The sequence below is a fragment of the Algihabitans sp. genome, assembly GCF_965226985.1.
Lineage (GTDB): Bacteria > Pseudomonadota > Alphaproteobacteria > Kiloniellales > DSM-21159 > Algihabitans.
Map to the genome: position 1 here is coordinate 2,725,809 of NZ_OZ245712.1, position 18,778 is coordinate 2,744,586.

General features: G+C 67.2%; 19 protein-coding genes. 17 read left to right on the forward strand and 2 right to left on the reverse strand.

Annotated features, from left to right (window positions below; genetic code table 11):
• Nucleotides 1-119: 119 nt before the first annotated feature.
• From gap to ACO054_RS12525, 9 genes are all read left to right on the forward strand, one after another.
• On the forward strand, nt 120-1,130 hold the full coding sequence (gene gap, locus ACO054_RS12485) for a type I glyceraldehyde-3-phosphate dehydrogenase (protein ID WP_421706908.1): 1,011 nt from the start codon (nt 120-122) through the stop codon (nt 1,128-1,130).
• 194 nt (nt 1,131-1,324) lie between these two features.
• Nucleotides 1,325-2,134, forward strand: a complete 810-nt coding sequence (locus ACO054_RS12490; RefSeq protein ID WP_421706909.1) for a LytTR family DNA-binding domain-containing protein — start codon at nt 1,325-1,327, stop codon at nt 2,132-2,134.
• A 30-nt stretch (nt 2,135-2,164) separates the two neighbouring features.
• Nucleotides 2,165-2,626, forward strand: a complete 462-nt coding sequence (locus tag ACO054_RS12495; protein ID WP_421706910.1) for a hypothetical protein — start codon at nt 2,165-2,167, stop codon at nt 2,624-2,626.
• A 141-nt stretch (nt 2,627-2,767) separates the two neighbouring features.
• Nucleotides 2,768-3,688: a class I fructose-bisphosphate aldolase gene (locus ACO054_RS12500; protein ID WP_421706911.1), complete on the forward strand. Its 921-nt coding sequence runs from the start codon at nt 2,768-2,770 to the stop codon at nt 3,686-3,688.
• A 69-nt stretch (nt 3,689-3,757) separates the two neighbouring features.
• Nucleotides 3,758-4,375 carry a thiamine phosphate synthase gene (locus ACO054_RS12505; protein ID WP_421706912.1) on the forward strand — a complete coding sequence of 206 codons (618 nt, stop codon included), beginning with the start codon at nt 3,758-3,760 and terminating at the stop codon, nt 4,373-4,375.
• A gap of 241 nt (nt 4,376-4,616) precedes the next feature.
• On the forward strand, nt 4,617-5,639 hold the full coding sequence (gene dctP / locus ACO054_RS12510; RefSeq protein WP_421706913.1) for a TRAP transporter substrate-binding protein DctP: 1,023 nt from the start codon (nt 4,617-4,619) through the stop codon (nt 5,637-5,639).
• A gap of 191 nt (nt 5,640-5,830) precedes the next feature.
• The gene (locus tag ACO054_RS12515) at nt 5,831-6,346 is read left to right on the forward strand and encodes a TRAP transporter small permease (RefSeq protein ID WP_421706914.1); all 516 of its coding nucleotides are present in this window, start codon (nt 5,831-5,833) and stop codon (nt 6,344-6,346) included.
• Between the two features lie 77 nt (nt 6,347-6,423).
• Nucleotides 6,424-7,698, forward strand: coding sequence for a TRAP transporter large permease (locus ACO054_RS12520; RefSeq protein ID WP_421706915.1), 1,275 nt, complete (start codon nt 6,424-6,426; stop codon nt 7,696-7,698).
• A gap of 210 nt (nt 7,699-7,908) precedes the next feature.
• The gene (locus ACO054_RS12525; protein WP_421706916.1) at nt 7,909-8,832 is read left to right on the forward strand and encodes an isocitrate lyase/PEP mutase family protein; all 924 of its coding nucleotides are present in this window, start codon (nt 7,909-7,911) and stop codon (nt 8,830-8,832) included.
• 24 nt (nt 8,833-8,856) lie between these two features.
• Here the strand turns inward: ACO054_RS12525 and ACO054_RS12530 are convergent, their stop codons facing one another.
• A complete protein-coding gene (locus ACO054_RS12530) occupies nt 8,857-9,366 on the reverse strand; it encodes a GNAT family N-acetyltransferase (protein ID WP_421706917.1) in 510 nt (169 codons plus the stop codon).
• Between the two features lie 3 nt (nt 9,367-9,369).
• Nucleotides 9,370-10,479, reverse strand: a complete 1,110-nt coding sequence (locus tag ACO054_RS12535; RefSeq protein WP_421706918.1) for a serine hydrolase domain-containing protein — start codon at nt 10,477-10,479, stop codon at nt 9,370-9,372.
• A 162-nt stretch (nt 10,480-10,641) separates the two neighbouring features.
• On the opposite strand from ACO054_RS12535, the gene ACO054_RS12540 reads away from it, so the two are divergent.
• From ACO054_RS12540 to ACO054_RS12575, 8 genes are all read left to right on the forward strand, one after another.
• On the forward strand, nt 10,642-11,079 hold the full coding sequence (locus tag ACO054_RS12540; RefSeq protein WP_421706919.1) for an antitoxin Xre-like helix-turn-helix domain-containing protein: 438 nt from the start codon (nt 10,642-10,644) through the stop codon (nt 11,077-11,079).
• 10 nt (nt 11,080-11,089) lie between these two features.
• A complete protein-coding gene (locus ACO054_RS12545) occupies nt 11,090-11,797 on the forward strand; it encodes an RES family NAD+ phosphorylase (protein ID WP_421706920.1) in 708 nt (235 codons plus the stop codon).
• 117 nt (nt 11,798-11,914) lie between these two features.
• Nucleotides 11,915-12,559, forward strand: coding sequence for a LysE family translocator (locus ACO054_RS12550; RefSeq protein ID WP_421706921.1), 645 nt, complete (start codon nt 11,915-11,917; stop codon nt 12,557-12,559).
• A 170-nt stretch (nt 12,560-12,729) separates the two neighbouring features.
• A complete protein-coding gene (locus ACO054_RS12555) occupies nt 12,730-13,374 on the forward strand; it encodes an HD domain-containing protein (protein WP_421706922.1) in 645 nt (214 codons plus the stop codon).
• A 510-nt stretch (nt 13,375-13,884) separates the two neighbouring features.
• On the forward strand, nt 13,885-14,451 hold the full coding sequence (gene efp / locus ACO054_RS12560; protein ID WP_421706923.1) for an elongation factor P: 567 nt from the start codon (nt 13,885-13,887) through the stop codon (nt 14,449-14,451).
• 106 nt (nt 14,452-14,557) lie between these two features.
• Nucleotides 14,558-15,364, forward strand: coding sequence for an inositol monophosphatase family protein (locus tag ACO054_RS12565; protein ID WP_421706924.1), 807 nt, complete (start codon nt 14,558-14,560; stop codon nt 15,362-15,364).
• 410 nt (nt 15,365-15,774) lie between these two features.
• A complete protein-coding gene (locus tag ACO054_RS12570) occupies nt 15,775-17,421 on the forward strand; it encodes an OmpA family protein (protein ID WP_421706925.1) in 1,647 nt (548 codons plus the stop codon).
• A 179-nt stretch (nt 17,422-17,600) separates the two neighbouring features.
• Nucleotides 17,601-18,776 carry a flagellar motor protein MotA gene (locus ACO054_RS12575; RefSeq protein WP_421706926.1) on the forward strand — a complete coding sequence of 392 codons (1,176 nt, stop codon included), beginning with the start codon at nt 17,601-17,603 and terminating at the stop codon, nt 18,774-18,776.
• Nucleotides 18,777-18,778 lie beyond the last annotated feature (2 nt).

The following is an 18,778-nucleotide window of genomic DNA, read 5'->3' on the forward strand; positions in this document are numbered from 1 at the left end:
TTTAGGTCCGGCTCTGGGTAGAGGCCGGGCAACGGAAGTATGAAGCGCTGGATCGGAAAGCACCTACATATCCAGCAGATCGACGGTTAGCGGATCGAAACAAACGGAGGAGAAGCCAGATGGCAGTTCGCGTCGGCATCAACGGGTTCGGGCGGATCGGCCGCCTGGTCCTGCGTGCGGCCCTGGAGGCCAAACGCAGCGATATCGAGTTCGTGGCGATCAACGACCTGGGGTCGGCCGAAGCAAACGCCCATCTGCTGACCTACGATTCCGTGCACGGGCGCTATCCCGGCGAGATCAGCTTCGACGAGTCCTCCATCACGGTCGACGGCAAGAGCATCAAGGTGCTGGCCGAGCGCGACCCCGCTCAACTGCCCTGGGGCGACCTGGGCGTCGATGTGGTGATGGAGTGCACCGGCATCTTCACCTCCAAGGAGAAAGCCAGCGCCCACATCAAGGGCGGCGCCAAGAAGGTCATCGTCTCCGCCCCGGCTTCGGGCGCCGACCTGACGGTGGTCTACGGCGTCAACCACGATCAGCTGAGCGCCGATCACACGGTTATCTCCAACGCCTCCTGCACCACCAACTGCCTGGCGCCGGTCGCCCACATCTTGCACAAGACCTTCGGGCTCGAGCAGGGGTTCATGACCACCATCCATGCCTACACGGGCGATCAGAACACGGTGGACTCCCTGCACAAGGACCCGCATCGCGCCCGCGCCGCGGCCCTGTCGATGATCCCGACCTCCACCGGCGCGGCCAAGGCCGTCGGCTTGGTGCTGCCCGAACTGAACGGCAAGCTGGATGGTGTGGCGATCCGGGTCCCGACCCCGAACGTCAGCCTTGTCGACCTGAAGTTCACCTCCAGCAAGCCCCTCGACGCCGGCGCGATCAACGCGGCGATGGAGCAGGCCGCCGCCTCCAACCCTCTCAAGGGCATCCTGGAGGTCAACAGCGCGCCGCTGGTCTCCATCGACTTCAACCATTCGGCCGCCAGTTCGGTCTTCGACGCGGGCGGCACGAAGGTCCTGGGCGAGACCTTCGGGCGGGTCATGTCCTGGTACGACAACGAATGGGGCTTCTCCAACCGCATGACCGACACCGCCGTGGCCTTCGGCGAACTGCTGTAAGCGGCGTCCCTGTTGTCTGGATGTCGGAGACGGCCGGGCGTTCTGCCCGGCCGTTTTCACTCCCATCTCAGGATCGGAACGCGGCGCAGGACCGGAACGCTGTCGACTGTCCGGTATTTTGCATAGCTCCACCACGGCTTTTGCGCGGCAGACAAACAGACTTTCCGTGAGGGCGTGCTAGGCTTGGCGCCGTAATGCAGGAACGTTTCGGCTCTTTTCTCAGATGGTCGACCTTGCCGGTGCTGGTCGGACTGGTGCTGGCGGGACTCGGTCCCTACGGCACCTTCGAGCAGCCCCTCTGGCGACGCGTCGCCTTCTGGATACCGGTCGTCTGGCTGAACTGGATGATCGCCGAGACGGCGGTTCGTAGCCTTTTCCTCCGCTTCGCCGAACAGCTGCCCTTGGGCAGCGTGACGCTTCCGCTGCTGGCGAGCCTGCTGCTCTCGCCCATCCTGACCGCCGTGGTCTTCGCTGTCGCCTGGCTGCTGGGCGACCCGCTGCAGCCTTCGGTCGGCACCGTCCTCTGGCAGGTCCTGCTGATCACCGCTGCCGTAATGCTGCCGACCTACACCTGGTCGGTCGGTCGCTCCAACCGGGCCGCCGACGCCATCGATCGCGCCATCGACGCGGCCCTGAACGAGGCAGCGAGGGATGCGACGTCGGGCGAGACCGGATTCCAGCAGCGCTGGCCGGCGGAGCTGCACGGCCGCCTGCTGTTCCTGGAGATGGAGGACCACTACCTGCGCATCCACACCAGCGAAGGTAGCGACATCGTGCTCTACCGCATGGAGGATGCGGCACGGGACCTGCAGGGCCAAGGTCTGCGCGTTCACCGTTCCTACTGGGTCGCCGAGGACGCCCTGGCCGGGGCCCGCCGCCACCGCCAGAGCTGGCGCCTGCGCCTGATCGACGGACGCGAGGTGCCGGTCGGCCGAACCTATCGGGCTCAGCTGCGCGAGGCCGGCTGGCTGGAGCGACGACTGCCCTCTCACACGGCGGCCTAGCCAGCCGCGCGGGACAACTTTCCGGCCAACATGACCGAAGCGAATCCCTCACCCGCCCCCCTAGGGCCGGCCTTCGTCGTCCACGACCTGCGGCAGGCCCTCGCCGCGGCAACGGCCGCAGCGGCGGCGGGCCGCCCTCTGGCCCTGGTCACGCCCGAGGACGGCCTGGCCGCGCAGGGACCGCTGTTCTGGGCCGAGGTTCAGCGCCGCGTAGAGGAGCGGGCGCCGTCGGACCTCGTCGTTCTGCTGGCCGACGCCGACGACGCTCCGGGGCTGGCGCAGGCCGCCTTGCGCTGCGGTCTGCGGCAGCTGATCTTTCGCGGCACCGCAGCGGTCGCCGCCAAGCTGGAGGCAATCGCGCAAGCCGCCGGAGGGTCGCTGCAGCCTGCCCGGCCCGCGGCGATCGACCTGCTGGACGAGCCCGATCCCGGCAGCGCCGTCGCCGCGCGCCTACGCCTGGTCTCCGCTGCCCAGCAACCTCGGCAAGATTGAAATCGACTCGGCGCTCCGTTATTCACCACGGCCAAGGGGCTGGCATCGCTGGCAGGACGTCGGAGCATCCGCGCCGCGTCTCCAGGACGCCGCAGGGGCACAGGCATCTCAAAGTCACTCGACGAAGGGAAAAACAGCTCAATGCGCATCACCCAGCGGGTCAAGAAGATCCTCGCGAACTACGAGAGCGACAGTCCGGGCACGAAAACCAGCCTGGCGCGCATCCTGATGGAGGGCAAACTCGGCGGCAGCGGCAAGCTGGTCATCCTGCCGGTCGACCAGGGCTTCGAGCATGGCCCGGTCCGCAGCTTCGCACCCAACCCGCCGGCCTACGACCCGCACTACCACTACCAGCTCGCCATCGACGCCGGACTGTCCGCCTATGCCGCGCCGCTGGGCATGCTGGAGGCGGGGGCCGACACCTTCGCCGGCGCGATCCCGACCATCCTGAAACTCAACTCCTCAAACTCCACCGCCACCTCCAAGGACCAGGCCGTCACCGGCAGCATCGACGATGCGCTGCGCCTGGGCTGCTCGGCGGTCGGCTTCACCATCTACCCCGGCTCCGACGACCAGTTCGAGATGATGGAGGAGATCCGGGAGCTGGCCGAGGAAGCCAAGTCGGTCGGTCTGGCCGTGGTGATCTGGTCCTATCCGCGCGGCGGCGAGCTGTCGAAGCAGGGCGAGACGGCGATGGACGTCACCGCCTACGCCGCCCACATGGCCACGCTGCTGGGCGCCCACATCATCAAGGTCAAGCCGCCGACCGACGCGCTGGAACAGGACGAGGCCAAGAAGGTCTACAAGGCTCAGAAGATCGACATCTCGACCCTGCCGAAGCGGATCGCCCATGTCGTCGAGTCCTGCTTCGCGGGTCGGCGCCTGGTCGTCTTCTCCGGCGGCGGCGCCAAGGGCACAGACGCCTTGCTGGACGAGATCCGCGCCATCCGCGACGGCGGCGCCACCGGCTCGATCATCGGACGCAACACTTTCCAGCGGCCGCGTGAAGAGGCTTTACAGCTGCTGGACTCGATCATCAAAATCTATCAGGGCAAGGCCTGAACCCGGGTGCTGCACGGACCGAAGGTCCCGTACGTAAGGGCCGGCGCATCCTAGGACGTAGATTTGAGTATGCGCTGCCGTCTTTACCTCGTCACGCCGCCGGACCTGGAGTCCGGCGGCGTTTCCGTTGATGAGCTTCGCCGCAAACTGGAGGCCGCGCTGTCCGGCGGTGACGTCGCCAGCCTGTTGATCCGCGCCGATGTGGGCGACGAGCTGCTGGCCGCCCTGGTGGAGGCGCTGACGCCGCCGGCCCAGGCCGCCGACGTGGCGGTCCTGGTGGAGGGGCGCTGCGACCTGGCCGACACCTACCGCTGCGACGGCGTGCATCTGGAGGCGCGCCCGGCCAGCCTGCGATCCGTCCGGCTGGCGATGGGCGAGGACGCGATCCTGGGCGCCGACTGCGGCGACTCCCGCCACCTCGCCATGGTCGCCGGCGAGTTGGGCTGCGACTACGTCTGCTTCGACTCCCGCGCGTTGGAAACCATCGCCTGGTGGGCCGAAGTGATGGAGCCGCCCTGCGTGGCCTGGGGCCATATCGACCTGGAGAGCGCCCCCGCCTTGATCGAGGCCGGCGCCGACTTCCTGGCCGTCGGCCGCGCCGTCTGGGACCACCCGGAAGGCCCCAAGGCGGCCGTCGCAGCCTTCAACGCTCTGTTCGTCGCCGCCGAGCGCGATAGCCGCGGGTGACACGAGCCGCGGGTGATACCAGCGCCTGCGCAGAACCTGGACCGCGCATCTTCCGGCAGACCTTTTCGCATCTTGCATGCTCTCGCATGCCTGCTCCCGTGAATTCGCGGCTTGTTCCCCGGCGAGCTGCCGGATAGTTTTGCTGCGCAAAGCGAGCGACCGGCGCAACAATCGACCGGACGTGCCGAAAATTCAGATCCTTTGGACCGCAGATCCGAAGAATCCCTTGGGAGGAAGAAACATGAAACGCTTGTTCGGGGCGGCCGCCTGCGCCGTCGCTTTGGCCGTGGCCCTGCCGGTCGCGGCACCCACCGCCGAAGCCGCCGAGACCACGCTGCGCATCACCCTGCAGCTGCCGCTCAAGAGCCACCTCGGCCAGAACCTGCTGCTGTTCAAGGAGGAGGTCGAGAGCACCTCCGACGGCGAGATCGAGGTGCAGATCTTCGATTCCGCACAGCTCTACAAGGACAGCGAGGTACCCCAGGCCGTCGGCGCCGGCGCCATCGAGATGGGCGTGGCCTCGCTGACCCGCTTCGTCGGCGAGATTCCGGCAGTCGACATCTTCTACATGCCCTTCGTCTTCAACTCCGAACCGCTGGTCCGCGCCGCCACGGCCAAGGACAGCCCGGTACGCGGGCCGCTGGACGAGGCGATCCTGGACACCGGCAGCCGCGTGCTCTGGTGGCAGGCCTACGGCGGCGCCGTGATGCTATCCCAGGACGAGCCGCTGCGCACGCCGGCGGACATCGAGGACCAGAAGGTCCGCGTCTTCGGCAGGACCCTGGGCAGCTTCGTCGAGGCGGTCGGCGGGGTGCCGACCCTGATCTCCGGCTCCGAGCAGTACCTGGCCTATCAGCGCGGCACGGTCGACGTCGGCATGACCGGCGTCTCCGGCGTCCGCTCCCGCTCGCTCTGGGAGGTGATGGACTGGATCACCGTGACCAACCACGCGGACATCGAATTCGTCGTGCTGGTCAACGAGGAGTTCTGGCAGGAGCTGCCGGAGGCCCACCGCGCAATCATTGAGACCGCGGCCGCCAACGCCGACGCCGCCGTGCGCGACCGCATCACGGAGATCGAGAACGAGGCCTATGCCGCCGCCAAGGAGAACGGCATGCAGATCCACGAGCTTTCCAGCGCGGAGGTCGAGGCCTGGCGCGCCGGCTCCCAGCCCGTGATCGACCAGTACCTGGCCGAGACCGGCGATTTGGGCCGGCAGGTCTACGAGGCAGCCTTGGAACTGCGCAGCAGCCTGAGCAACTGAGCCTCGGCCGGTTCGGCCGCCGAGATCCGTCCCGCTTCCGTACCGCCCGCTCCGGGCGGTGTCCCGGCCGGCTTACCTCCCTGGGTGGCCTCTCGCCGGCGGCAAACGGAAGCGGGACGGACCTGGACAGAGCAAGATCCGGGCTGCCCTTCGCCTCATCCTTCCCAGACTTCTCACGAGAGCGCAGCTTCATGTTCCGGCTTCTCGACCGCGTGACCGATCTGCTCGCCCAGGTGGCGGCCTGGATGTTCTTCGCCACGGCGGCGATGATCTCCTACGAGGTCACGGCCCGCTATATCTTCAACGCGCCGACCATCTGGGCTGAGGAGCTGTCGCGGGTCTTTCTGGTCTGGGGCACCTTCCTGGCCATGGCCGCGCTGCTGCGCCGGCGCAGCCATATCCGCATCACCCTGATCACCGGGCACCTGAGCGCCGCCGCCCAGCGGGTCTGCGAGATCTTCGCCATGGCCATGGTCGCCCTGCTGTCGGCGGTGGCCGGCTGGTACGGCGGCACCATCGCCTACGACTCGTTCGAACGCGGGCGGACCACCGCGACAATGCTCGATCTGCCCCAGTGGACCCTGGAGGTCACCGTCCCGCTCGGCTTCGGCCTGCTGTTCGCCCAGGCCCTGGTCGAGACCCTGCGCCTGCTGGCCGGCGAGACCCCGCCAGGCGGCGGCGACGGCGAGGACGCCGCCGCACACTAGACGCCCGGCACACTAGACGCCCCCCAACCAGAAACGCCCCCCACCAAAACGCCCCGGCCCACTAGACCTCAGGACCCATGGAAACCTTCATCGTTCTTCTCGCGCTCTTCGCGCTGCTGCTGGCGGGCGTCCCGGTCGCCTTCGCCCTGGCCGGTCTGGGTCTGGGCATGCTGTTTCTCGGCGGCTTCTCGCCGCTGATGGTGCCGCAAGGCCTGCTCTCCACGGTCGACAACTTCATCCTGCTGGCCGTGCCGCTGTTCCTGCTGATGTCCAACGTGCTGCTGAAGGGCGGCGTGGGCCGCGACCTCTTCGCCGCCGTGCAGGCCTGGGTCGGCCACTGGCCCGGTGGGCTGGCAGTCGCCACCATCCTGTCCTGCGGTATCTTCGCGGCGATCTCCGGTTCCTCCGTCGCCACGGCGGCGACCATCGGCACGGTGGCGATCCCGGAGATGCTGAAGCGCGGCTACGCCCGCCCCTTCGTGCTGGGCCTGCTGGCGGCCGGCGGCACCCTGGGCATCCTGATCCCGCCCTCGATCCCGATGATCGTCTTCGGCTTCATCACCGAAGAGTCGGTGATCCAGCTCTTCCTCGCCGGGGTCGGCCCCGGCCTGCTGCTGATCGGGCTCTTCATCGGTTTCTCGATGCTCTACGCCAAGTTCGGCGGCAGCTTCACGCCGATGGAGCCGGCAAGCTGGGCCGAGCGTAAGGCCACGCTGCTGCGCGCCTCCCCCACCTTTGCGCTGGCCGGGCTGATTATCTGGGGTATCTACGCGGGCGCCTTCACGCCGACCGAGGCGGCCGCCATCGGCTTCGCCGCCAGTCTGGTCATCACCGGCGTGATCCTGCGCACCCTGACCTGGCCGGCCCTGAAGGCGGCGACGCTGGACGCCATGCGCACCACCGTCACCATCCTGCTGATCGTCGCGGGCGCCAAGGTCTTCGGCAAGGCCATCACCCTCTACCGCATCCCCCAGGACATCTCCGCCTTCATCACCGCCAACGTGGACGAGGCCGCGCTCTTCATCCTGATCTGCGCCCTGGTGCTGGTGCTGATGGGGCTGTTCCTGGAGGCGCTCTCCATGATGCTGATCATGGTGCCGGTGCTCTCCCCCTCCCTGGCGGCGCTGGGCATCGACCCGATCTGGTTCGGCATCTTCTTCGTCATCATGGTCGAATGCGCGCTGATCACCCCGCCGGTCGGCCTCAATCTCTACGTCATACAGGCGGTCGGAAAGGCCGGTATGGGCGAGGTCGCGCGCGGCGTCTGGCCCTTCCTGGCGTTGATGCTGGTGGCCGTGGTGATCATCTACCTGGTGCCGGACATCGCGCTCTACATTCCCTTCAAGTTGTAGCGCGCCCTCAGACAGAGTTCGGCCGACAGGCCGAGACTTCGACAGTCCTAGCCGCCTGCGGCGGCTTCCTTCGCCCTTCGACAGGCTCAGGATGAAGGGAGAGGGAGACAGACAAACCACTGCTTCATCCTGAGCCTGTCGAAGGGTGAAGCGAAGTGGCCGCAAGGCCGCTCACGGACCCGAAACCCGATGCAACGCAGGACCCGACCCATGCCCGATTCAGCCTCCCTGCCGACCGAGACGACCGCGCTGGCCCCCGGTGCCAAGCTGCGCGCCCTGCTGAGCAAGGGCGGCCTGCAGGTTATGCCCTGCTGCTACGACGCGCTCTCGGCCCGGATGATCGAGCAGGCGGGCTTTCCGCTGACCTTCATGAGCGGCTTCGCGGTCTCGGCCGCGCGGCTGGGCGCGCCCGACACGGGCCTGATCTCCTACGCCGAGATGCTGGACCAGGGCCGCAACATCGCCGCCGCCGTCTCCATCCCGGTGATCGGCGACGCCGACACCGGCTACGGCAACGCCCTGAACGTGAAGCGCACGGTCAAGGGCTACGCCGGGGCCGGCTTCGCCGCCGCCATGATCGAGGACCAGGTGGCGCCCAAGCGCTGCGGCCACACGCGCGGCAAGGAGGTGGTGGACCGCGCGGCGGCGCTGGACCGCATCAAAGCCGCCGTCGATGCGCGGGAGGAGGCGCGCGCCCAAGGCCTGGACATCATGATCCTCGCCCGCACCGACGCCCGCCACGGTCACGGCCTGGCCGAGGCCGTGGCCCGCGCCCAGGGCTTCGCCGAGCTGGGCGCCGACATCCTCTTCGTCGAGGCGCCGCGCGACCGGACGGAGATGGAGACGGTCTGCCAGGAGGTCCCCGGCTGGAAGATGGCCAACCTGGTCGAGGGCGGCGACACCCCGCTGCTGAGCCCGCCCGAGCTGGAGGCCCTGGGCTACGCCATCGCCGCCTACCCCCTGACCCTGCTGAGCGCCGCCATGCGCGCCACCCGCGACGCCCTGGCCGCCCTGGCCAGCGGCCAGCACCCCACCGGCCTGCTGATGGATTTTTCGGAGTTGCGCGAGCGGGTGGGCTTCGACGCCTACTACGCCGAAGAGGCGAGGTACGCCGGGGCGCGGGAGCGGGACTGAGCGGTAGGCAGCGCCTGCACCGTCTTAGAGTTTCTTTTCGAAGTAGACCCGGGTGTGCGCATCGAAATCATGATCCGGCGGGCCGCGCCGCACTTCCCGGAACCCCTCGGCGTGATAGAATTTCAGCAGATGCGTCATCATCTCCGCCGTATTCAAGGCAATTGTCTCGACACCGGCCGACTGCGCTTCAGCCTCCAGGGCGCGTAGAAAGGCTCGGCCGAGACCCGCACCCTGGAGAGACGGATCAACCCCGATCTGGTCCAGATACCAGCCGCGCTCCAGCTCCCGAATGATCGCGACACCGATCAGTTCCGCCTCGCTGAAAGCGCCGTACACGCGCCGCTCGGTCACAGCATCAAGAATATGCGCGAAAGTCTGCGGCCGTAGCACGCGGCCCAGTCGCCGGACGTAAGGTGCGAAGGCCTTGTGCAACAGGTCTTCCGCAGGCTGCACCTCGGCAGGCTCAAGCAATCGCACCCGCAGCGGTTCGGTTCGCACCGATGTGCCAGGATCTGACGTCGTCGTAGCCGGCATCCCCTAAACCCCTTCGGCCGCCGGGACGATCTGCTCGGCCAGCAGAGCGGTGAGGTCACCGAGGTAGCCGCCGGTGCGAGCCGGGCGGGTGGGGTCGGAGGTGACGACGACGGTCAGGGCCAGGGACGGCAGGAGGTAGAGCATCTGGCCGCCGTAGCCGCGGGCGTAGGCGAGCGGGTGGCCGCGCGCCCGGGTCAGGAACCAGCCGTAGCCGTAGTCGTGGCGGGAGAAGGGCGAGTAGGCGCGCGGTTGCCAGGAGGCGGCGATCCAGTCGGCGCCCAGCACCCGCTGTCCGTTCCAGAGGCCGCTGAGGCGGTAGACTTCCCCGAAGCGCAGCAGCGCCAGCGGCGAGAGCCGCATGTTGTTGCCGCCCAGGTAGAAGCCCTGGGGGTCGCGAGTCCAGGGCGGGATCTCGATCTCCAGCGGGTCGCCCAGCCAGTCGCGGGCCAGGGTCAGCAGGCTGCGGCCCGTGGCGCGGGTCAGGGCCGCGCCCAGCAGGTGGTAGCTGCCGGTGGAGTAAAGCATGCGCGCCCCCGGCTCGGCCACGAAGGGACGGCTGAGGGCGTAGCGGATCCAGTTGCGGCTCTGCACCCAGTCGCCGTAGAAGGCGCCGGAGGTCCGCTGCAGCCCGGCCTGCATGGTCAGCAGGTCGGCGACGGTGATCGCGCCGACACGCGGGTCGGCCTCGTCCGGGATCAGATCGGGCAGCAGCTCCGACAGCGGCTGATCGACGCCGCCGAGCAGGTCGCGGTCCAGCGCCGCGCCGGTCAGGGCCGCGACCAGGGTCTTGGAGACCGACTTGACGTTGGCCGGCCGGTCGAGCGGCGGGCCGCGAAAGGCTTCCGCGAAGACGACCTCCCCGCCCTGCGCCACGATCAGGCTGTTGAGCTGATCGAGCCCCCGCGCCGTCTCGGCCACGCGCGCGAGCGCGGCGGGATCAAGGGGTGCGCCGCCTATCGTCGCGTCCGGTGCAGTCATGACGGCCGCTTGTGTCTCGCGCGGCACGGTCGAACCCGCCAGGAAAGGCGCTGTCGCTAGGCCGCCAAGGAAGATCCGGCGGTCGAACCGGAGCGGCGTAGCGACGTCGCGCTTGCGCTGAGAGACCTCAAGCATGGGCGAAAGATGGGTGGCGCCGCTTCGATCGGAAGACCCCTGCTCACTCAAAAAAGCGCCGCCCTGCTCTCGTAGGGACAATACAAAGCGCCGGTCGTGCGCCATCAGCTTAGCCATATGAACTAAAAATATAGACCATATGGCATATGTTGGCATAGTATGATGCAATATGAAGTGACGGCACCGGAGCCGACGGAAGGGATGCAGGCCTTGGACCCCCTCGTCAAAGAGCGGAAAGCGGCCGAAGTGCAGGCGGTCGCGCTGAAGGCCTTCGGTAGGATCGCGGAGGCCTGGTCGTTGACCGGAAGCGAGGCCGCAGCCCTGGCCGACATGTCGGAGTCCACCTGGAAGCGCGCGAAGAAGCCCAACTTCGCGGGCGCGCTGGGACGCGACCAGATGCTTCGGCTCAGCGCGCTCGTCGGCCTCTACAAGTCGCTGGAGCTCTACTTCACAGCTCCGATCTCAACTCAATGGGTCAAGCTTGCCAATGCGGGGCCGGAGTTCGACGGAGCGCGGCCGCTCGACGCCATGATCGCCGGCGGCTTGCCGAAAATCCTGCGCGTGCGCGGTTACGTCGACGCGCTACGGGGCGGTCTTTAAGGGGCAGCCTGTGAAGACCACGTCGATCAACGACCGCGCCCTGGTCAGGCTGGTCTCGGAAACGCGCCACAAGCCGCCCGTGTTGCGCGGGCTGGTCGATAGCGACGAAGAAGCCGCGATTCTGGCCGAACTGGAGGGCGAAACCTCTGCGCGCCTGATCGCCGAGCGGGAGGGAACCTCCGCCTTGGATCGCCGGGAACTGGCCTTTGCGCGCAGGGCCAACGACCTCAAGATCTACGGCCAGAGTCATATCAACGCCGCTTTTACCTACACGCGGCCGGGCGGCAATCGCTTCAACGGCGAAGCGCGTGGCGCCTGGTACTGTTCCTGGGACGTGCTGACCTCCGCCGAGGAGGTCGGCTTCCACCGAACGCGGGAACTCGCCTATCTCGGCCTCTACGAGGAGGAGGCGCAGTATGTGGAGTTGCTGGCGGACTTCATCGGCGACTTTCCAGACCTGCACGACGATCCCATGCATCCTGCGCTCGACCCCGATCCGCACAAGGGCTATCCGCAGGGGCAGCTTCTCGCGCAAAACCTGCGACGAGAGGGGCATCGCGGCCTGATCTACCCGTCGGTTCGGCACACCGGGATTCGGCAAACCGGCGGCCGTTGTTTCGTCGCCTTCGATCCCAGCGTCGTTCAGAACGTGCGTCCAGGGGCGAGTTGGAAACTGACCTGGAACGGCAGGCCGGAGTTCACGGTCGCAGGCATGTAGAGCTTCGGCTTCGGTCGGGGGATCCAGACAGCACGTCCTAGGATCGCTGCAGGCATTGCCCTGTAAGATCGTCCCATGCCCAAATAGAACAGGCGCGAAGCATAGGAGGTGCGGGTCTTGGACATCACCCTGGTTCTGATTTCCGTCTTCGCCGTCTTCATTCCCGCTCTGCTGCTGCCGGGGCCGGACTTCGTGGCGGTGGTGCGGTCCTCCATGACACGGGGGACGGCGGCGGGGCTCTGGACGACCCTGGGCGTGTCCATCGGCCTGGGCTTCTATGCGACGCTCAGCCTGCTGGGGCTGTCGGCGCTGCTGATCGAATATCAGTGGCTGACCTGGCTGGTGCGGGTGCTGGGCGGCAGCTACCTGATCTACCTCGGCATCCGGCTGCTGCTGACCAAGCCCCAGGCCATCGACGTCTCGGCGGAAGCGGCCGGCGCGGCCGGGTGCGGACGCAGCAATCCGCTGCTCTTCGGCTTTCTGGTGACCTTGACCAATCCCAAGGCCATCGTTCTCTTCGCCAGCGTTTTCGCCACGGCGGTGACGGACAGCACGCCGCTCTGGCTGATGGGCCTGATGATCGCCCTGGTCGTCGCCAGCGCGCTGATCTGGTACGCCGTCGTCAGCCTCTTCATGTCCTCCTCCCCAGTGATCCGGCGGTTCCAGCATGCGCGCCACTGGATCGAGCGGGCCGCCGGCGTCTGCTTCGTCACCATCGGCGGGCGGGTCCTGGCCGACGCGCGGAACCCGGTGAGTCCTTAGAACGGGCCGTATTGCAGGACGTCTCGACTTGACCTGCAAGGTCAGCTTTCTCGCTTTGGAAGCGGTAGTGCCTAGGTAAACACGCACTTCAAGGGAGAACTGTTTGACGGTTCAATGAGGTCGGAGCCGATTTGAAAGATGGGATGTTTTAGTCTCCAGAGATGACCTAGTTGCAGGAGATCGCGATGCAGGCAGAGGCTCAAACCGCTCGTCAGCTTGTTAGTTTTCTAGCATTAGCCGAGCGTCTGAAGAGAGAGCTGCGACACTCGTGGTTGTCGGACGGTCGGCAGGAAAGTGTCGCCGAGCATACCTGGTTCATCGCCTTGATGGCGCTTCTCAGCCACGGTCATCTCAGGACAGAGGTGTCGCTGGAACGGGTTCTTGCGATGGCCGTCGTGCACGACTTGGCCGAAGCCAAGGTCGGCGACGTTCCCTACTTCGAAACAGGGCACAGAAAGCGGGATAAAGCGAAACGGGAACAGGAGGCGATGGAAGAGATCGCAGCACTGCTGCCATCCCAGGACGGCAAGCATATCCGGGCGCTCTGGCTGGAGTTTGAAGCGGGCGAAACCCCCGAAGCGAAGTTCGTAAGGGCACTCGATCATTTGGAAGTTCAGGCACAGCATAACCTTGCCGCGCTCTCGAGTTGGGAGCCAATCGAGTACGATCTGGTCTACACGAAGATGGATGAGCGCTGTGCGCACGAGCCAATTCTGCAAGCGCTCCTGAACGTCATACGTGACGATGCCGAACGAAAGATGGCGGCCGGTGGTGTCGACGTCGAGGATGTGAAACGTCGAGCCGCCAAAGTCTGATCGAATCTCGCTTCGTATCCTCTACCGATGATCCGGTAGTTCCAGCACACCCGCTATTGGATCGAGCGGGCCGCCGGCCTCTGCTTCGTGACCATCGGCAGGCGGGTTCTGGCCGAAACGCCAACCCCGGTGAGTCCCTGGGGGGCGGACGTACTGGCTCGCGCCGGCCCCGGATGTTTCCCTCCCCTTCATGCTGAGCCTGTCGAAGCAGTCAACCGCCGCCTCGAAAGCCTTAGTCACAATGCCTCGCTGGGGCGATTTGCGTTCTGCGGCCATCCTTCGACAGGCTCAGGATGAAGACCGTCAGGACTGGGCCTGAACCCCAAACCGGCAGGAAACCGGCCCACCAGTCGCCTACAACCGTTGCCTCGACAGCGACGAACGGCTATATCGGCGGCGCCTTTCCGAACGAGATTTAGAGGTTCTCCCGCGACCGGGCCGGCTGCGTCCGCCCCAGTGCGCGAGCTACCGCCCGCCAGCTAGTGCTTAGACAGCGACCGAGAGCGAGTCATGAAGATCAACGGCAACGCCATCCGCCCCGGCAACATCATCGAGCACAAGGGCCGCCTGCTGCGCGCCGTCAAGATCCAGGCGACCAAGACCGGCAAGAGCGGCGCCTACGCCCAGGTCGAGCTGAAGGACGTGCGCGACGGCACCAAGATGAACGAGCGCTTTCGCGCCGGCGAGACGGTCGAGCGGGTGCGGCTGGAGCAGAAGGACTTCCAGTTCCTCTATGCCGAGGGGGACATGCTGACCTTCATGGACAACGAGACCTACGAGCAGATCTCGGTGCACAGCGAGCTGGTCGGCGCGCCCCTGCCCTTCCTGGCCGAGGGCATGACCGTCTCCGTCGAATCCTACGAGGGCAGCCCGATCTCGGTGGAGTTGCCGGAGCAGGTGACGTTGACGATCAGCGAGGCCGATCCGGTGGTGAAGGGGCAGACGGCCTCCTCCAGCTACAAGCCCGCGGTGCTGGAGAACGGCGTCAAGATCATGGTGCCGCCACACATCGAGGCCGGCACCCGCGTGGTGGTCAGCACCGCCGAGGGCGAGTACGTCGAGCGCGCCAAGGACTGAGCGCCGTCCGCCGCCGCGGCAAGATCGGGCCCGGTCGTACACACTTCCGCCCATAAACCTTTCCGCCCGCCTGCCGGGTCAGTCATTCCTGGAGCCCTACGCCCCCATGTCCCTGCGCTCGCCCCTCATCACCGTGATGGTCAAGGCCGCCAAGAAGGCCGCCGGACGCCTGCGTCGGGACTTCGGAGAGGTGGAGAACCTGCAGGTCTCGCGGAAGGGTCCCGCCGACTTCGTGTCGACCGCCGACACCACGGCAGAGAAGACGATCCGCGACGAGCTGGCCTACGCCCGCCCCGACTTCGGCTTCCTGATGGAGGAATCCGGCAGCACGCCCGCCAAGCAGGGCGAGACGCGGCGCTGGATCGTCGATCCGCTGGACGGGACGACCAACTTCCTACACGGCCTGCCGCACTTCTCCATTTCCATCGCGCTTGAGGAGCGCGACCAAATCGTCGCCGGCGTGGTCTACGACCCGATCAAGGACGAACTCTTCACCGCAGAGCGGGGTGCCGGCGCCTACCTGAACGACCGGCGTCTGCGTGTCTCCTCCCGCGAACGGCTGGAGGACGCGCTCTTCGCCACCGGCATTCCCTTCAAGGGCACGCCCGGACATCGGCAGTTCCTGGCGGAATTGGAGACGGTGATGGCGGTCAGTTCGGGCGTGCGCCGCTGGGGCACCGCCAGCCTGGACCTGGCCTACGTCGCAGCCGGCCGTTTCGACGGCTATTGGGAGCGAAACCTGAACGCCTGGGACGTGGCCGCCGGCGTGCTGCTGGTCCGCGAGGCCGGCGGGTTGGTCACCGAGATCGGCGGCAGCGGCCACCGGGTCGAAAGCAACTCCATCCTGGCCGTCACACCGCGGCTGCAGGATCCGCTCGACCGCCTCTTGAGCAAGGCGCGCGCTCCCGCATAGAGCAGGATCGCCTAAGGCGAAAGCCAAACGCCTTCACCTCAGACGATCGCGCTCTAAGGGGTCCGACGTAAAGACTCTCTTCACCTTGTTTGACGAAAGATGCCGGCGTTGATCGGATCCAACGCCTGATCGGCAGGGCTGTCTTCCGCCTGCCGTCCGTACCATCGTAGAGGCAAACCAACTCCCCTCGCTTGTTTGCCTGGCGCCGCCTGTCTAGTGTACACCGCCTTTCGGGGTACCGATTCGTTTAGGGGGAGTGGCGACCCGTTCGGAAGCCAATCAGCGCCGAAAAGGCGCGAAGGGACGAAACGCGTATGAGCAGCGACGATACCAGATCCCGCTATCGGAAATCCAACTGCCGGAGATTCCACTGCGGAAAAGTCCACTGCGGGAAATTCGGGCAGCCGGGAGTGAGAGCGGAACGCGCCTTGATCGCGGCCCTGGCGATGGCCGCATCTCTGTCGCTTGTCGTCGGACTGGCGAGTCCAGTCGCGGCGCAGAACAACGTCTTCGTGAATCAGCAGCTGCTGAACAGCCTTGGCACCGGCGCGGTGCCCTACGGCCAGGGCTTCCCGCCCTACGGCCTGCCGGGTCAGGGTTTCGTCGGCGTTCCAGGTGGACTGCTGTTCCCGCCGCAGCAACAACCGCGCTCGACGCTGACGACGCCGCAGGCCTTCGGGCAGCCGACGCAGCCCGGTTTCGCTCAACAGGGCTTCGGCTCACCCTTCGCGCAGCAGGGCATGCCCTTCTACAGCGGTGTGCAGGTCTACAGCGCGACCCCGAGGCCGCCGGTGACCGCCTTCGCCCAGAACCAGATGCAGATGGGCCAGGCTCAGGCCGGGACTCTGCCGCCCGGCATCGTGCCGCCGGGGACGGTTCCCGGCGGCATGGCAGGTGCACCCCGCCAGATCGGACAGGCGCCGGCACCAGTGCCGCGCCCGGTCGCGCCGCGCGCCCAGACACGCAGCGAACCGCCGTCCCAAGCCTTTCAACCTACTGACGTCGCCCGCTCCGGCGGAACGACGGCGCCTCGCGCAACCGCGCCCCAGGCGGCACCCGAGCCAGCGGCGCAAGCCGCAACGCCACCGGCACCGCCACCACGCACCAACCGCACCGCGCCGCCGCTGCTGCCCTCGCAGGCGCTGGCTGAGCGTGAAGCCGAGAGGGCCGCGTCCGGCGGCGGGGCTGCGACCGTTCCCGCCCCCAGCTCGGCGACTCCGGAAACGACGGCGCCCGCCCCAACGGTCGCCCAAACCCCTGCCGTCGAGGATATGGGCGACGTCGAGGATATGGGGACCGACCGCAACGCCCGGACCAGCGACGTTTCGGAGGCTGCCCCCACGACGCCCGCACCGGCCTCCTCGACAACCGAACCCGCCCGGACCACCCCCGAGCCGGCGGCCACGGCGGCCGAACTGCAGCCCATTCCGCCGGCCCCCCAGCCGCCGCCAGCCATCGAGCCGACTTCGCCGAGCAACGAAACCGCAGGGACGGGCCCGGCAAGCGGGACGACGCAGCAGGCAGAGGCCCGCGGGGCTGCAGCAAGCAACCCGGAGCCGGCCGCGAGCGCAACGGCGCAGGCTGGTGCAGAGACCGCCGGTGCGGCCGGCCAAGAAACGGCCGCACAATCCGAAACGACCGCGCAGTCCGAAACGATTCCTGCGGCAGAGCCCCAGCCCGCACAGGAGCAGCGCGCGGCCCTTCCGCCCGAACCGGAGCCTGAAGCCGAGACCGCCCTGGAGCCGGACCTGCTGGCCCGCATCGTCTTCACCGAAGGTCAGGACGAGGTCGCGACGGACGGCAGCGCCGCGCTCAACGCGCTGGCCGAGAGCCTGCGCGCCGACGAAAGCCAGCGCATCCAGCTTCTGGCCTACGCCGCGGGCGACAGCAACCAGGTCAACCAGGCCCGCCGGCTGTCGCTGTCGCGCGCGCTGGCGGTCCGCCAGTTCCTGATCGGCCAGGGTGTGCGCTCGACTCGCATGGATGTGCGGGCCTTGGGCAACAACATCCCGGACGGGCCGCCCAACCGCGTCGACGTCGTTCCCGCACCACGCTGAACCGCAACGCCTGGTCCGGAGCGAAAGGACCAGACGGCAAGACAGGACTCGCACCCGCGATGACAGCCAGCGGCGAGACAGCCCCTCTCCGGCGATGCCTCCTTCGACGGTTCGGGGACCCGGATAGCGCGAAGCGGAAAGCGGGATAACCCGGAAAGCAGCATGACGCGGATCTCAGGATGACCAGGCCGAGGCTCTACCTGCTGCGTATGGCGGTGTTCCTGGGCTTCGTCGCTGTGGCCGCCGCCCTGCTGTTCCCGCGCCTGCAGGAAGCCTTCCTGGCCAACGCCGTTCTGAACGGCATGATCCTGGGCGTGCTGCTGCTCGGCATTGTCTATTCGATTCGTCAGGTTCTGCTACTGCAGCCGGAAGTCAGCTATCTGGAACAGCTGAAGCGCGAAGCGAGCGGCGGCCTGATCTTCCCGAGTTCGGTCCAGAACACGACCGCGCCCCGGCTGCTCGGGCCGATGGCCACGATGCTGCGCGAGCGCAAGGGACGGCTGACGCTCTCGGCGCTCTCCACCCGCACACTGCTGGATTCCATTCAGATCCGCATCGGCGAGAGCCACGACATCTCGCGCTACCTGATCGGCCTGCTGATCTTTCTCGGTCTGCTCGGCACCTTCTGGGGGTTGCTGGAGACCATCGATTCCGTCGCCGAAACCATCGGCAGTCTGTCGGCGGGCGGCGACGCCGCTGTGCTCTTCGATCAGTTGAAGGTGGGATTGGAAAGACCGCTGTCCGGCATGGGCACGGCCTTCTCCTCCTCCCTTTTCGGGCTCGCCGGCTCGCTGGTGCTGGGCTTTCTCGAGCTTCAGGCCGGCCAAGCACACAACCGCTTTGTCAACGAGCTGGAGGAATGGCTGTCCGGCCTGACCCGCCTGTCCAGCGGCGGCGAGGGCGTGGCCGGCGGCGAGGCCTCCGTACCGGCCTATCTCACCGCCCTGCTGGAATCGACGGCCGACAGTCTGGATTCCCTGCAGCGCACTATTGCGCGCGGCGAGGACGACCGGCAGGAGGCCAACCGGAACCTCGCCCTGCTGACCGAACGCCTGAGCGTCATGACCGAGCAGATGCGCACGGAGCAGGAGGTGATGCGCCGGCTGGCGGAAACCCACAGCGCGATTAAACCGCTGCTGCAGCAGCTCAGCGAGGCGCAGTTCAGCGAACGGAGCGACGAGCGCGGCGTCCTGGACGAGGCCACCCGCGATCATATACGCACCCTGGCGCTCAACGTCACCCGCATCGCCGGCGAGGTCGAGCGCGGCCGGGAGCAGACGGTCGGAGACATTCGCGCCGAAATCCGCCTGCTGGCCCGCACCATCGCGGCCCTGGCCGAGGAGACGGAGGGCTAAGG